The organism is Nannocystis pusilla (assembly GCF_026626665.1).
Taxonomy (GTDB): Bacteria; Myxococcota_A; Polyangia; order Nannocystales; family Nannocystaceae; genus Nannocystis; species Nannocystis pusilla.
Map to the genome: position 1 here is coordinate 1,162,266 of NZ_JAPNKE010000002.1, position 13,819 is coordinate 1,176,084.

At 71.1% G+C, this 13,819-nt stretch carries 17 protein-coding genes and 1 pseudogene; 8 read left to right on the forward strand and 10 right to left on the reverse strand.

Translation table 11 applies throughout. The features are described 5' to 3' along the window. Positions 1 to 2: 2 nt before the first annotated feature. Positions 3 to 371 carry a hypothetical protein gene (locus OV079_RS05175; RefSeq protein WP_267766589.1) on the reverse strand — a complete coding sequence of 123 codons (369 nt, stop codon included), beginning with the start codon at positions 369 to 371 and terminating at the stop codon, positions 3 to 5. Positions 372 to 385: 14 nt separating this feature from the next. On the opposite strand from OV079_RS05175, the gene OV079_RS05180 reads away from it, so the two are divergent. Then, a complete protein-coding gene (locus OV079_RS05180; protein ID WP_267766590.1) occupies positions 386 to 559 on the forward strand; it encodes a hypothetical protein in 174 nt (57 codons plus the stop codon). 256 nt (positions 560 to 815) lie between these two features. Here the strand turns inward: OV079_RS05180 and OV079_RS05185 are convergent, their stop codons facing one another. Beyond that, positions 816 to 1,322, reverse strand: a complete 507-nt coding sequence (locus OV079_RS05185; RefSeq protein ID WP_476703781.1) for a hypothetical protein — start codon at positions 1,320 to 1,322, stop codon at positions 816 to 818. Between the two features lie 211 nt (positions 1,323 to 1,533). Beyond that, positions 1,534 to 2,424: pseudogene (locus OV079_RS57305) on the reverse strand (lipase maturation factor family protein); the annotation flags it as partial. Between the two features lie 192 nt (positions 2,425 to 2,616). Between OV079_RS57305 and OV079_RS05195 the strand changes: the two are divergent. After that, positions 2,617 to 3,363 carry an SDR family NAD(P)-dependent oxidoreductase gene (locus tag OV079_RS05195; protein ID WP_267766592.1) on the forward strand — a complete coding sequence of 249 codons (747 nt, stop codon included), beginning with the start codon at positions 2,617 to 2,619 and terminating at the stop codon, positions 3,361 to 3,363. A 195-nt stretch (positions 3,364 to 3,558) separates the two neighbouring features. Here OV079_RS05195 and OV079_RS05200 read toward each other — a convergent pair whose 3' ends face one another. From OV079_RS05200 to OV079_RS05215, 4 genes are all read right to left on the reverse strand, one after another. After that, on the reverse strand, positions 3,559 to 4,374 hold the full coding sequence (locus tag OV079_RS05200; protein ID WP_267766593.1) for a thioesterase family protein: 816 nt from the start codon (positions 4,372 to 4,374) through the stop codon (positions 3,559 to 3,561). A gap of 17 nt (positions 4,375 to 4,391) precedes the next feature. Then, positions 4,392 to 4,772 (reverse strand): tellurite resistance TerB family protein, encoded by a 381-nt coding sequence (locus OV079_RS05205; RefSeq protein WP_267702160.1) that lies wholly within the window; start codon positions 4,770 to 4,772, stop codon positions 4,392 to 4,394. Positions 4,773 to 4,846: 74 nt separating this feature from the next. Beyond that, positions 4,847 to 5,419: a PH domain-containing protein gene (locus OV079_RS55590; RefSeq protein WP_267766594.1), complete on the reverse strand. Its 573-nt coding sequence runs from the start codon at positions 5,417 to 5,419 to the stop codon at positions 4,847 to 4,849. A 90-nt stretch (positions 5,420 to 5,509) separates the two neighbouring features. Beyond that, positions 5,510 to 5,980, reverse strand: coding sequence for a C-GCAxxG-C-C family protein (locus tag OV079_RS05215; protein ID WP_267766595.1), 471 nt, complete (start codon positions 5,978 to 5,980; stop codon positions 5,510 to 5,512). Between the two features lie 135 nt (positions 5,981 to 6,115). On the opposite strand from OV079_RS05215, the gene OV079_RS05220 reads away from it, so the two are divergent. The 6 genes from OV079_RS05220 to OV079_RS05245 all read left to right on the forward strand — a co-directional run bounded on the left by OV079_RS05220 (position 6,116) and on the right by OV079_RS05245 (position 11,519). After that, a complete protein-coding gene (locus OV079_RS05220; RefSeq protein WP_267766596.1) occupies positions 6,116 to 7,303 on the forward strand; it encodes a M20 metallopeptidase family protein in 1,188 nt (395 codons plus the stop codon). Further along, a complete protein-coding gene (locus tag OV079_RS05225; protein ID WP_267766598.1) occupies positions 7,300 to 8,115 on the forward strand; it encodes an SDR family NAD(P)-dependent oxidoreductase in 816 nt (271 codons plus the stop codon). Before OV079_RS05220 ends, OV079_RS05225 begins: the two co-directional genes overlap by 4 nt. Before the next feature lie 118 nt (positions 8,116 to 8,233). Next, complete coding sequence (locus OV079_RS05230; protein WP_267766599.1) at positions 8,234 to 8,464, forward strand: hypothetical protein; 231 nt, start codon at positions 8,234 to 8,236, stop codon at positions 8,462 to 8,464. Between the two features lie 14 nt (positions 8,465 to 8,478). After that, the gene (locus OV079_RS05235; protein WP_267766600.1) at positions 8,479 to 8,973 is read left to right on the forward strand and encodes a tetratricopeptide repeat protein; all 495 of its coding nucleotides are present in this window, start codon (positions 8,479 to 8,481) and stop codon (positions 8,971 to 8,973) included. Between the two features lie 8 nt (positions 8,974 to 8,981). Beyond that, positions 8,982 to 9,581: a hypothetical protein gene (locus OV079_RS05240; RefSeq protein ID WP_267766601.1), complete on the forward strand. Its 600-nt coding sequence runs from the start codon at positions 8,982 to 8,984 to the stop codon at positions 9,579 to 9,581. Between the two features lie 135 nt (positions 9,582 to 9,716). Then, positions 9,717 to 11,519, forward strand: coding sequence for a DUF2330 domain-containing protein (locus OV079_RS05245; RefSeq protein ID WP_267766602.1), 1,803 nt, complete (start codon positions 9,717 to 9,719; stop codon positions 11,517 to 11,519). 127 nt (positions 11,520 to 11,646) lie between these two features. On the opposite strand, the gene OV079_RS05250 is transcribed toward OV079_RS05245, so the two are convergent. The 3 genes from OV079_RS05250 to OV079_RS05260 are packed head-to-tail and all read right to left on the reverse strand — an operon-like array spanning position 11,647 to position 13,816. Beyond that, on the reverse strand, positions 11,647 to 12,468 hold the full coding sequence (locus OV079_RS05250) for a DUF7986 domain-containing protein (protein ID WP_267766603.1): 822 nt from the start codon (positions 12,466 to 12,468) through the stop codon (positions 11,647 to 11,649). Then, entirely contained in the window at positions 12,465 to 13,409 is a 945-nt protein-coding gene (locus OV079_RS05255; RefSeq protein WP_267766604.1) for a hypothetical protein, read from the reverse strand. Before OV079_RS05255 ends, OV079_RS05250 begins: the two co-directional genes overlap by 4 nt. Beyond that, on the reverse strand, positions 13,379 to 13,816 hold the full coding sequence (locus tag OV079_RS05260; RefSeq protein WP_267766605.1) for a hypothetical protein: 438 nt from the start codon (positions 13,814 to 13,816) through the stop codon (positions 13,379 to 13,381). The genes OV079_RS05255 and OV079_RS05260 overlap by 31 nt, the downstream gene beginning before the upstream one ends. Positions 13,817 to 13,819 lie beyond the last annotated feature (3 nt).

The following is a 13,819-nucleotide window of genomic DNA, read 5'->3' on the forward strand; positions in this document are numbered from 1 at the left end:
GCTTACGGTGTCGGCTCGGGGGCCGCCGAGCGGAGCGGCTCAAGGCTGGCGAGGAAGCGTCCGAAGCTGCTGTTGTGGCGGGCGTGTGCTTCGACGTCCTTGCGCTTGCCGAGGCGCTTCACGATCTTGCGGTAGTACTTGACTTGCTTCTGGTTGACGTCGATCGAGAACCCCTCCTGCCCCTTGAGGGCTTCGTTCAAGGTGCGGAGGCAGTTGATGGTCTTCTTGCGGTGGTTGTCGCCGTAGTAGAGCGGAAGCAGCCAGCACTCCGTGGACTCGACGGCGACGGCGAACAGGAGCCGGGCCTGGAACTGTTCGTAGACCGCTGGCCCGATCTCGCGGACGAGGCGGGCGATGGTCGCCGCCGTCACCGGTGGTACCGGCGGTGGGATCGTCGCTCGTGGTGGCGCCGGTCGAGGTCGCGGCGCCGCTGTCGCTGTCGCTGCCCGCGGGGAGGTCATCACCGCCGCAGGCGCCGAGCGTCGCGGTTCGCCACGGCCGTCCCTGGCCGCCGGTGTGCAAGCGCCGACCCTCGCCTTCGGCCTGGAACGGCGCTTGAATTGCGAGTCGCGGAGGATCTTCGCGACCCGGGCACTCGCGCTCCCCCTCCTCTTCGACTCACGCCGCTCCGATCGACTTCACCACCGGCGCCGTCGACCCCGCGGGGCGCCCGATCGCCTACGCCGACCTCGCCGCCGGCCTCCTCGAGCTCGTCGGCGTCGACCCATCCGCGCACATCCCCACCGGAGAGCCCCTGCATGCCATCTCGGCCTGACCCTAGCGCGTCCGCAGGCGCGGGCGAGGTCCTGCGCACCTCACTCGCCGTCGAGCAGGCCGCGGAGGTCGGGATCGTCGCGGGCGACGGGACGGATCAGCTGGTCGAGGCGCTCGCGCTTCCACCAGTCCGGGCCGCCGAGCGGGGCGAACCAGTAGCGGTAGACGTCGACGCGGACGAAGGTGGGCGCGCCGCCAGGGAACTGCGGGGGGTCGGCGAACAGGCTCAAAACGGTCGGCTCGCCGGCGAGGAGGCGATCGAGCAGGTTGAAGAGCCATGTCTCTCGGGCCAGGGTGCCGTTGCCGGCGACGTCGAGCGCGGCGAACCACATGAGCCAGTCGAGGCGGCGGTGATAGGGGGAGATCCAGCACGGCCGGCGATCGACGGGGCCGGGCTTGCACGGCAGATGATAGGGCCGCCAGACGGCCGAATCGTCGGGGACGGCGGCGTCGGTGCCTTCGATCTGCAGCTCGAGACGGATCGTGCTGATGCTGCCGAAGGCGCCGTAGGTGTTGACGAGGTGGAGGCGATCGAAGGAGGCGTTCATCTGCTGGCGCCGTCCGGCCAGGTTGGCGACGACGTCGAGGCTGAGCCAGGCGACGACGAGGGCGTAGCTCGCGGCCGCGATGACGGCGGCGCGGGTGGGACGGGCGGTGCCGTCGCCGGCGCGCGCGCAGGCGGGCGGGGAGGAGGCGGCCCAGGAAACCGTCGTCGAGGCAGGCGAGCAGCGGGACGAGGGTGAGCCAGTTGAGGAAGGAGAGGTTGCCGCTGACGATCAGGGTCAGCTGAAAGGCGATCATGCCGAGCGCGGCGATGATCCGCAGCCGACGCGGGCCGAACACGAACCACGGGAGGACGAGCTCGGCGAGGTGATTGAAGACGACGCCGCCGCGCAGCACCGCCGGCGGCAAGTGATGGAAGTAAAAGCTGACGGGGTTGGGGAGCGGCTGGGTCTCGAAGTGACTCTCGAGACAGGTGAGCTCGGTCCAGCACGGGTCGCCGCGCAGCTTGATGAGGCCCGCGCCGAGCATGATGCGGAAGGCGAGCCAGCGCAGCAGGACGACGGCGACGTAGGATGGCGGGCGATCGCCGGCGAGCGGCAAGAGGCGCGCGAGCGGGCCGAGGAAGGCGCACAGGAGCGCCGTCTCGAGCAGCTGAATCTCCCAGCCGAACGCGTACCAGCGGCCGCCGACGTGGACGATCGAGAGGTAGAGGGCCCACAGGACGACGAGGAGAAACGCGTTCTCGCAGCCGAGCAGGAGGGCGATCGAGAGGACGAGGCCGATGAGGCTGACAGTCCCCAGGGCTGCGTCGGAGGCGCTCCACCAAAGAGGGTCGGCCGGGCCCAGAAGTCGTCGACCGGCCCCATCGGCGTGATGCCGTGGGCGCCGACGAGGGGCACGAGCTGGGTGACCGCGGTGGCGAACGCGGCGACGAACACGAGGCCGAGGACGCGGAGGACGACGAAGCGGGTGAGGACGTAGTTGCCCTCGTGCCGCTCGCCGACGAAGATGCGATGGAGCCGCGACAGGACGCGCTGGCCGGGTGTCTGCAGCTCGCGCGGGTCGGGCTCCATCGCCGCGGAGGGTAGCGCGGGTGGTGTGGACGGGCGCGGACGCGGCGACGCGCGGCCCGAGCGAGACATGCACGCCGCGGCCTCGTGCCCGCTCGCTCGCGGCGCGGCGCAGGAGCCGCGGCGTACCGCAGTTCGCCGTCGATCGAGCGGCGGTTATGACATGTCCGAAGGGACATGTCGATGCGCGTGCCCGGGCGGTTCCGCGCGTGCAGACCGATGGCCAAGCGCTGGCGCTTCGGCGTAGGCTGCGGGCAAGAGGGGACGTATGAGACTGAAGGACAAAGTCGCGGTCATCACGGGCGGGAACAGCGGGATCGGTCTGGCGATCGCCAAGGCGTTCGTCCGCGAGGGGGCGAAGGTGGCGATCGCGGGGCGCAGCGCGTCGTCGCTGCACGCGGCGCAGCAGGAGCTCGGCGCGGACGCTCTGACGGTCGAGGCCGACGTCACCCGCGTCGCCGACATCGAGCGGCTGTACGCCGCGGTGAAGGAGAAGTTCGGGCGCGTCGACGTCGTGGTCGCCAACGCCGGCCGCAGCGTGATGGGCCCGGTCGACGTGGTCGACGAGGCGTCGCTCGACATGCTGCTCGACACCAACGTCAAGGGCGTGTTCTTTACGGTGCAGAAGGCGCTGCCGCTGATGCCGGCCGGCGGCTCGGTGGTCCTGATCGCGTCGGGGCTGCACCAGAAGGCGACGCCGTTCATGTCGGTGTACGGGGCGACCAAGGCGGCGGTGCGGCAGTTCGCTCGCACCTTCGCGGTCAAGCTGGCGCCGCGGAAGATCCGCGTCAACTCGCTCAGCCCCGGCCTCACCGAGACGCCGATCCTGGTCAACATGGGCCTCGACGAGGCGACCATCGCCCACGTCAAGTCCTCGACCCACGGCGCCTCGCCGCTCGGCCGCAGCGGCACGCCCGACGAGATCGCCAACGCGGCGGTGTTCCTCGCGTCCGACGAGTCGTCGTTCATGACCGCGGCCGACGTGGTGGCCGACGGCGGGTACTCGCTGGTCTGACCGGCTGTCCTCCGGGATAGGTGCGAGGCGGACGGCCGACTGCGGGCCGTCGCCTCGCCGGCTGTAAATAAACTGTCCTCGGGGACAGGTGCGAGGCGACCGGGACGTCGCCTCGCCGGGTTCTATCGAATGTCCTCCGGGACAGGTGCGGGCGAGCGGCCGACCTGGGATCGGCGTCGCCTCGCCGGAGGCGTCTCAGCCGTCCGCGGGCTCGCGCGGGGCGAGCACCTGGGCCTCGAGCGCGCGGCCGATCGGGCCGCGGCGGTCGCCGAGCTCGGCGTCGACCAGGCCGAGGCCGTCGGGCTGTGAGACGTGGCGGGTCCGCAGGCGCACGAACTCGCCCTCGAGCGCGCGGTGGAGGTAGATGGTGAGGTCGGCGTTGATGAAGGTCCAGCGGGCGAACTCGAGGGCGAAGCCGACGCCGTTGATCGCGTCGGCGGCGACGGCGACCCGCTGGGCCGGGCTCGGCGCCTCGCCGGCGACCAGCCGACCGCGCAGCCGCAGCCACCCGTCCCCGAAGCCAGGTTCCAGAGGACATGTCCCGAGGCGCAGCTCCATCGCGGTGTGGTAGCCGACGGGGTCGGGGAAGAAGTCGAAGGTCCCCTCGGGGAGGCCGCGCGGGTCGAGCGGGTCGTCTTCGGGCGCGAGCGCGGGCGGGACGGGGACGGCGGCGCGGCGGATGAACAGGGCGCCGGCGCGGGCGCACGGGCGGCCGTCGACCGCGAGGGTGCACTGCAGGCCGAGCGCCTGCCGGCCGGCGCGCAGCGGCTCGACGACGAGGTCGCAGGCGGCGATCGGGACCGGGCGCAGGAAGTCGGTGGTGACGCGGGCGAGCTGGAAGTCACCGAGCTCGCCGGCGCGGCGCTCCATGGCCCGCAGCATGAGCGCGGTCGGTGGGCCGCCGTGCTGCAGCCGCAGGTCCCAGGGGCCGCGGGTCCAGGGGGTGGCGATGAAGCGGGCGGCGCGGTCTGCTTCGCCGTCGGGGAGGTAGAACGCCTCGTCGGGCCGCATGCGCGGCGAACGTTACTTCAAGCGAGGCCGAGGGTCCGCGTGAGGTGGCCGATGAACTGCTCCTCGGTCGCGGTGATCTTGCCGTCGGCGCGGGCGAGCTCGATGAGGTTGACCAGCACCGCGCTGCGCTGCTTCTCGCTCATCTGCTCCTTCATGAGGTGGGCGTAGGTCTCGGCCTGCGCGAGCCGCTCCTCGTCGCTGGCGATGCCGTTGACCCACGCGGCGGTGTCGACGATGACGCGGGAGATCTGGTCGCTCGTGGCGTCCGGCAGCCAGCCGTGCAGCACCCGCGCGATGGTGTCGATCTCCTCGTGGCTCAGCTCGCCGTCGGTGACGTGGCTGAAGGTGAGGTACACGAAGGCGAGGATGTGCAGGGCGGACGGGTTCTGCGGCTTCATCGCCGGCGAGAATACCGCAAGCGAGTTCCGGGGACCGGCCGGGGCCCGTCCCGAGCGGCGCGAAGATGCGCGGCTCAGTGGTGGTGATGACCGAACACGTCGCCGCCCTCGTGAGCGCCGGGCGCGAGCTCCATCGGCCGGTTGTTGCTGCGCGCGAACTGCACCGCCTCGCGCAGGCGCTCGAACAGCTGGCGATGGTTCGGCAGGCCGTACAGGAGCAGGTTCGGATGGGTCTGGTCGGTGCCGATGAGGGTGATCTTGGCGTTGTCGAAGATCCGGTCGAGGACGCTCTGCTCGTAGCGCACGTCGAGCACGCGCCACAGCTCGAGCGAGTCGAGCCGCCGGGTGATGACGCCCTTCTGGAACTCGACCCGCCGGCGCGAGATCTTGTAGCGCGTGCTGATGTGCTGCAGGTACGACCACAGCAGCATCGGCGTGCCGATCAGGGCGAGCAGCCACAGCGGCTTGCCCCGGAGCGCCTCGATCTGCAACAGGCCGTAAGCGATGCCGCCGCCGAGGATGCATACGCCTACCCACCACAGGTAGGTGCCGATGTTGGCGCTGTGCTTGGCGATGCCCTCGAAGAAGAGCTCGTCGGTGGCCTGCGTCGGCGAGGAGCCGAGCGGCGGCTGCGCTTGCGGAGGCACTCCGGGGGCGAAAGGTTGGCCTGCGGCTCTTGCATGCGCCAAGGTTGGCACGACGTCCGGGGCCGGCGCAATCGCCCGCCGTCCGCCCGCTCAGCTGGTCTTCGGGGCAGGTTCGAGGTCGAGCGTCGGGTCGTACCGGCGCCCGTCGGCCAGCGTGACGGGCGTGGCGGTGTGGGCCACGCCGTGCTCGCGCAGGGTGTCGTCGACGAGCTGCGCGACCTGGCCGACCAGGGCGGTGCAGAAGCCGTGGCGAGCGGGACCGAGGAACTCGCCGTGCGGGCTCGTGAGGTTGTTGCACACGAGGTCGGGGCTGGAGCCGCGATCGAGCTCTGCCTCGACCCGCGCGAGATAACGGGTCATGGCAGCCCGCAAGGCCGGGGTGACCTTGCCGGTCGGGTCGGGATCGCCGAGGAACTCGCCGAGGAGCAGCTGGCCGGCCACGACCGCACCGCAGGTGCCCTGGCCGGTGATCCCGCCGCGCCGCAGCGATTGATATGCGGCGGGCGGGCGATCGAAGGCCTCGGCGAGGGCGATCCCGCAGGAGCGGTGGGCGGTGAGCACGCCCTCGTAAAGGACAAGCGCTTTGCTGCGAATCGGGCCGCGAGGCGTGCTGCCGCTCATGGACCCCAGGATGCGCGCGAGCCCGCAGACGGGCAAGCGGTCGCGTCGGCGCGGAGGATGGTCTAGCTTGCCGACATGTCCTGGACCGACCCGCGCGCCGAGATCGAGGCGCTCACCGAGCGCTTGCGAGAGATCCGCCACGACCTCCATCGCCACCCGGAGCTGGGCTTCGAAGAGGTGCGCACGCAGGCGCTGGTCCGCGCGTGGCTCGAGGAGCGCGGATATCAGCCGCGCAATTGCGCAGAGACGGGGCTGGTGGCCGACCTGCACCCGCACGCGAGCGGGCCGACGATCGCGCTGCGGGCCGACCTCGACTGCCTGCCGATGCACGAGAGCACCGACCTGCCGTATCGCTCGATCCACGCCGGGCGCGCGCACAAGTGCGGCCACGACGGTCACACGGCGATCCTGCTCGGGGTCGCCGACATCCTCGCGCGCCATCGCGAGTCGGTGCGCGGGGGCAACGTCCGCCTGGTCTTTCAGCCAGCCGAGGAGGGGGTCCGCGGCGGCGGCGCGAAGGTGATGGTGGACGCGGGCGCGCTGGCCGGCGTGCGCGAGATCTACGGGCTTCACAACTGGCCGGCGTACCCGAAAGGCGAGCTGCGCGTGCAGGTCGGGCCGATGCTGGCGCAGGTCCACATGCTTGCGATCACGGTCCGCGGCAAGGGCGGGCACGGCAGCCAGCCGCAATTGTGCCGCGATCCGATCGTGGCCGGGGCTCACCTCGTGACGGCGCTGCAGACCGTGGTGTCGCGCGGGCTCGGCTATGTCGGCGGGGCGGTGGTGTCCATCACGCAATTCACGGCGGGCACGACGCACAACGTGATCCCCGACGTCGCGCACATGAAGGGCACGATCCGCACGTTCGACCCGAGCACCACCGAGCGGGTGCTGGAGCGCGTGCGCGAGGTGGTGAGCGGCACCGCGGCGACGTTCGCGGTGGACATCGACCTGCAGATCGAGGTCGGCTACCCGGTGACGATGAACGACGCGACCTGCGTGGACGCGGTGGTCCGCGTCGGCGCCGCCGTGCTCGGCCGCGAACGGGTGTCGAACGCGGGCCTGCCGCTCGCGGGCGGCGAAGACTTCGCTTACTTCGCGCAAGCGGTGCCGGCGGCGTACTTCTTCCTCGGGGCCCGCCGCGGCGACGAGGACACGCCGGTCTGCCACCACCCCGACTTCGACTTCGACGACGACCTCATCCCGACCGGCGTGGCGATGTTCCTCGGGATCGTCCGCGACCGCCTGGCCGCGCTGACATGACGGGGCGCCCGATCGCCATCGTGACGGGGGCCTCGGCGGGGCTCGGCGAGACGTTCGCGCGGGCGATCGCCGCGCACCCGGCGTTCGCCGACCTGGCGCAGATCTGGCTCGTCGCGCGCCGCGAGCAGCGCCTGCACGCGATCGCGCGCGAGCTGCCGCGCGGACTCGGGGTGCCGATCACGGCCGATCTGGCGACGCCGGCCGGGACCGAGGCCGTGCTCGCGCGCGTGCGAGACGAACGACCTGCCGTGCGCCTGTTCGTGGCCTGCGCCGGCGTCGGGCACCTCGGGCCATTCGCCGACCAGGACGCCGAATCGCTGGCGCGCATGCTCGACCTGAACATTCGCGCACTTTCCTTGCTGACACACGGGATTTTGCCCTGGATGGCTCGCGGCTCGCGGCTGGTGCTGGTCGCATCTGCGGCGGGGTATGTGCCTTCGCCCTATTTCGCGGCCTATGCAGCCAGCAAGAGCTTCGTGATCTCTCTGGCGTATGCGCTGCGCGAAGAGCTGCGGCCGCGTGGGATCGAGGTGTGCGCAGTGTGTCCAGGGCCGGTGGCGACCGAGTTCTTCGCGCTCGCCGGCGTGCGTGGGCCGATCTCCGAGGCCGCGACGCCGGAGCGGGTGGTGGCCCTAGCGCTGCGCGACGCGCTGGCCGGACGGGCCGTATCGCACGACGGCGTGGCCTCGGCTCTGGTGGCGCTGCTCGCCCGCGCGTTGCCGCGGCGGACGCTCGCCTGGCTCGCCGGTCGTCGCAATGTGCGACGTTCTCCCGCCACTGGTGCCACTCGCGGCGGACGCGAAGGCGCGTAAAATCCGGGGGTCGGGCGAGAAAGCGAGCGGGCGAAATCCCCAGGATTGCCAAGCGCGAGGGCCCGTGCAAAAACCATAACCCCACGGCCCTTCAGCCTGGCAAATCCCTGGCTTTCCCATGTCTTCTCTTCCCCAACTCGACGCGATCGCGACCCTGCTGAACCAGGGCGCCGCGGATTCGGCGGTCCGCTTGTTGCGAAGCTGTTGGGAGCCCGATCTCCCGCCCGACGACCTCGTGCGGATGTACTGCATGTGGGTCCGCGGGTTGTGTGAGACCGGTGAACTCGACCACGCGCTGACGCTGGCCCGCAGGGCCGCGAACGATTTCCGCGCGAGCCCGACGTCCTGATCGCGCTCGGCAACGTGCAGGATCTGGTCGGCGACCTCGAGAAGGCCCGCGAGGCGTTCGAATCGGCGATCGATCACGACCCGGGCGGCGGCCTGCAGCACTACAACCTCGGCGCGGTGCTCGAGCGACTCGGGCGCGAGATGGACGCGGAGGTCTGTTATCGCCGGGCCAACGAGTGCGACCCGCACGGCGGGATGTACGAGGCGATCGCGGCGCTCGGGGCGTTGCTGCGGCGCCAGGGTCGGCTCGAAGAGGCCGAACAGATCTACGACCTCTACCTCAGCGACGACTCGATCAACGTCGAGATCCTGGTCGAGCACGGCATCTGTCTGTCCGACCTCGACCGCCTCGACGAGGCGATCGATCGCTTCGACTTCGCGCTGAGCCTCGACCCCGAGACGCGGGGGCGCAGTACAACAAGGCGATCACGCTCTATCGCCTCGGTCGCTACGAGCAAGCCCTGGGCGCGCTCGAGCGGGCCCGCCAGCTCGACAAGGGCAACGCGCTGACGCTCGCGGTGCTCGGCGGTTGGCGCCTGTCGGCCGCCGATTGCGACCTCGACGAGGCGCTCGGCCTGCTCTACGGCGCGCTCGATCTGCTCGAGCGGCGCTACGCCCAGGACCCCGGGCAGCTCGGCTACTGCAGCCTGGTCGCGGAGGAGATCTTCGAAGCGCTGTGGCAGAACGGCCGCCAGGGCGAGGCCCGCGAGGTCGCGCGGCTGGCCGGCCAGCGCGAGTGGATCACGCCGCACATCCTCGACTGTCTCAACGAGGCGGACCACGGGCGCTCGCCGCAGGTCAGCATGTACACGGTGGTCGCGCGCGCGGAGGCCGGCGAGCGGCCCGAGCACTGGCCCGAGAACACCGACGGCTACACCACCGGTTTGACCGTGCTGGCCACCGACGAGAACGAGGCGCGCGAGTTCTGCCTGCAGTATCTGCGGTCGATCGAGCCGTCGCCCGACATCCGCTTCACCCTCGACGTGGTGCCGCCGCAGTCGCCGAGCGACCCGAGCCCGTCGCTCGAGATGATGGCCGAGCTGCGCGGCGCGATGCAGCCGCGGCCGCGCGGCGTCGCGCGAGTCCACGGCCAGCGGGCCTACACGTTCCGCACCTGATCGCCGCGCGCTGCAACGTGTTGCAGCGGCCGAACGGGGCTTTTGGGCCGCAATGGCCAGTCCCTGGCGGGTCGTGCAGGCGTGTGCGACCCTGCCGTGGTCGACTGTTTTGACTTGCGAGATCGGAGACCGGTGATGCGAACTTCCCTGTTGTTGTGTGCGGCGCTCGGCGCGGCGTGGACCCTGGCGATCCCGCAGACCGCCGAGGCGTGCGGCGGCGTGTTCTGCGACGGCGGCCTGCCGAACGCGATGCCCGTCAATCAGGACGGCGAGAACGTGCTCTTCGTCCTCAATCAGAACGAGGTCGAGGTCCACATCCAGATCAGCATCGACCCCAACACCAACGCGCAGAAGTTCGCGTGGCTGATCCCGATCGCCCAGATCCCCGAGTTCGAGGTCGGCTCGCAGCCGCTGTTCGACGCGCTGCTGAACTCGTCGGTGCCGACGTACCAGCTGCAGCAGACGTTCGAGGTGTGCGGCGAGGACGGCATCTCCGGCGGGATCACGACCAACGCGACGGGCACCGGCGCCCCCGGTGACTCGGCCGGCGGCAGCACCAGCGGCGCCGACACCGACGGCGGCGAGGACCCGGTGGTGTTCAAGACCACCGCGGGCGCGTTCGAGATCGTGGTGCTGCAAGATCAGACGATCGAGCCGATCAAGCAGTGGCTGATCGACAACGACTATCAGTGGATCGACGGCTCGGAGATGGTGCTGCAGCAGTACCTCGACGAGGGCCAGGTGATCGTCGCGCTCAAGCTGGCGGCCGGGTCGGACGGCGGCGACGTGCACCCGATCGTGCTGCGCTACCCGTCGAACGAGAACTGCTTCCCGCTGCGGCTGACGCGGTTCGCGTCGATCGAGAACATGGACATCCGCGTGTTCGTGCTCGGCAATAGCCGCGCGGCGCCGACCAACTACCGCCACGTCCTCGTCAATCCGCTGAAGATCGACTGGCTGCAATTCGCGGCCAACTACAAGGACGTCATCACCAAGGCGGTCGACGACCTCGAGGCCGAGGGCCTGGCGTTCGTGACCGAGTACGCCGGGCCGTCGAGCGTGGTCCAGCCGTTCGCGTTCAACTTCTACAGCACGTCGTGGAACGAGTCGGCGTTCGTCGGTCTGCCGCCCGAACAGGTCGTAAGCACGCTCAACGACCAGGGCCTGGCGAACTGCTTCGGCGCCGACTTCTGCTTCTACAACCACCCGCTGGTGGAGAGCCTGCTCAACGACTTCTTGCCGGTGCCCGACGGCCTGTCGGCGGAGGAGTTCTACGCCAACCTGCCGGCCTACGCCGACCAGATCGACGCGATGGCGTGGGGCGACGGCAGCGCGTTCGCGCAGGCGCTCGACAGCCGGATCATCGCCCCCGGCGAGCGCGCGCAGGAGCTGATCGACACCTACCCGTACCTGACGCGCATGTACACGGTCATCTCGCCCAACGAGATGATCGCGGACCCGATCTTCCACATCAACCCGGATCTGCCGGAGGTGCCGAGCTTCCGCTCGGCCACCGAGTACAACCTGTGCGACGGCAACAGCGTGGTCACGCTGCCCGACGAGCGCGAGATCTTCGTGCCGGGCGGCGGGCCGTGGCCGGACTTCATCGGCGAGATGTGGTGGGCCGAGGAGGTCCAGCAGGTCGCCCTCAAGGGCAAGCCGATGCACCTCGTCAACAACACCGCCGCGATCAACAAGAAGATCGAGGAGTGGAACCTGGCCCACGGCTGGCCCCGCTTCCCCGAGGGCGCGCCGACGACCAGCGCCAGCGATACGGACACCGACAGCTCGGGCAGCAGCGGGCCCGACTCTGCCACCGGCGGCGGCGGGCAGAACGACGCCGCCGGCTGCGGCTGCCGCAGCGACGGCGCGCCGGGCGGGGGCCTGCTCGCGCTCGTGGGGCTCGGTCTGCTGGCCAGCCGGCGACGCCGTCGCTGAGGCGACGACGCGGGTCCGGGAGCCCGCGTTCGTCCTTCGATGATCCGAAGGGCATGTCCTCGCGGACATGCCCTTCAGACCATGGTCTGCGGGGCATGTCCGAGAGGACATGCCCGAAGAGTCAGCCTCAGCCGATCGGGGCGTTGGCGATCCGGTGGACCAGCCAGAACAGGTTGGGGCCGTGGCGGTCGGGCAGCTCGCGCTTGACCGCGCGGAGCTGGTCGCACAGCTGCTCGAGGCCGCGGTCGAGGACGACGGCGCGGCGGGCCTCGAGGCGCTGGCCGACGCCGATCGGCTGCCAACTGGTGCCCCACGGGATCGACCAGGTCAGCACGCGGTCGCCCGGGCGCAGGGCCTGCGACAGGTTGCTGTCGGTGAGGGTGACGGGCTCGTCGCGCAGCAGGTCCTTGCCGCGCACGCGCTGCTTGCCGGGGTTCACGTCGTCGACGGCGACCAGCAGGAGGCGCGCCTGCAGGCAGGCGTCGAGGGCGGCGCGCTGGCGGCCCTCGAGCGGCACGCCGGCGCTGGTGAACATGTCGACCAGGCGGACGCCCTTGGGGTCGCGGTAGCCGTACAGGCAGAACGTCTGGGCGGCGCGGCGCAGGTCGGCGTTGTTCTTCTCGGCCGGCGTGGCGCCGCCGAAGAAGCCGTTCATCACCTGGGTGACGAACGGACCGAAGCGCCGGGTGGCGAAGCTGCCCAGCATCGACTCGACCCGCTCGAAGTCGGCGCGCTCGTAGCGGCCGAACTTGGGGGTGAGCGGTCGCTCGTTCGTCAGCGCCGCCACGGGGGCAGGGTTGCGCGCGCGGGCGGCCTCCTGGGCTTGCGCGATCTCCTGCTCGGCGGTGAGGAACGGGCCGGTGCCGCGACGCTTGCGGCGGGAGTCCGAGCGGGGCGTCGACGCGGCGGGCGGGGCTACGGTGCCGGGTTGTTCGGGTGTGTCGGTCATGGGTCCGTCATTTCGGCGCACGCGCCGTCGAAGGCGATCCGCGGCAGTTCGATGGCCAGGCTCGCGTTCGGGGCGGCCGGCGTCGGGTCGTCGCCGTTGCCGTAGCACGGCTCGTCGGAGCCGGCGGCGTACGCCTCGATGCGCAGGTACAGCTCCTCGTGGGCCATCGGCGCGTCGTCCCACACCAGCGGCTCGATGTCGCGGATCTTGCCGAGCTCGGCGCAGGGGACGGTGGCGACGCCGTCGAGCACGATCGGCGGGTTCTGGCCGTCACGCAGCGCGGCCGTCGGGACGACCTGCAGGTCGGCGTCGAGGACGGTGATCCGCGCGCGGTCGATCACGAGGCCCGGCTCCGGCGTGCACGTCGTGAAGGGCAGCTCGTCGGGGCCGCTGAGGAGCGCCAGCGAGAACGAGAAGCCGGCCTCGATCGGCGCGAGGAAGCTGGCGATCGTGAAGTCGGCGAGCAGGTCGACGCTCTGGAAGCCCTCCGGCGCCAGCGTGAAGGACGTGACGTCGGCGTCGAGCGCGGGCACGGCCAGCTTCTTGCCGTTCGCGGCGAGGCCGGCGACCGAGAGGGTGTAGTCGCCGGGATCGAGCGACTCGGTGAAGGTCTGGGCGGTGGTGGTGCAGGGGAAGCGGAGCTTCGTGGCCGTCGGCCCGTCGATCGCCACCTCGATGTCGATGAGCCCGAGGCCGCCGCAGGAGGCGCTCGGGTTGCCGCTCATGAGCTCCGGACGGACGACGAGCTGGGCGCCGGCGCTGTCGCCGATCTCGAGGCCGGCGCGGTCGCCCGCGCAGGACGGGTCGGCGAGGTCGGTGTAACCGTCGCGGTCGTTGTCGATGCCGTCGCTGCACTGCGGCGCGCCGACGATGACGACGTCGAGCGGCTTGCCCTCGCCGGCCGCGCTGATCACGACGTCCTGAGCGGTCGAGGCGAGCACCTTCTTGCAGGAGGTGTCGACCTCGCTGCCGTCGGTGTCGACGACGCTGGTGGGCTCGTCGGCGCAGAACTGGACGTCGCGCCGGCCGAGCGCGGTGACGGTGACGCTGTACGTGCCGGCGCCGACCTCGGGCCCCGGCGCGCGGGCGTCAGGGTTTCAGAGCCGGCGGGGAAGCACGGGAACTCGCGCTCGTCGAGCAGGGCGTTGCCGCCGTCGCGGGTGCTGACGCGGATCCGGCTGATGCCGAGCTCCGTGCACTGATCGACCGAGACGAGCTCGGCGGCCTCGCTGACCTCGACCTGGTCGAGGGGCTGCAGGCGCCAGCGGACCGCGAAGCTGGGGTCCTCCGCGCAGCCGGCCGCGGCGACGGTCGCGAGCGCGAGGGGGGCGAGGCGGGCGCGGAGCATCAG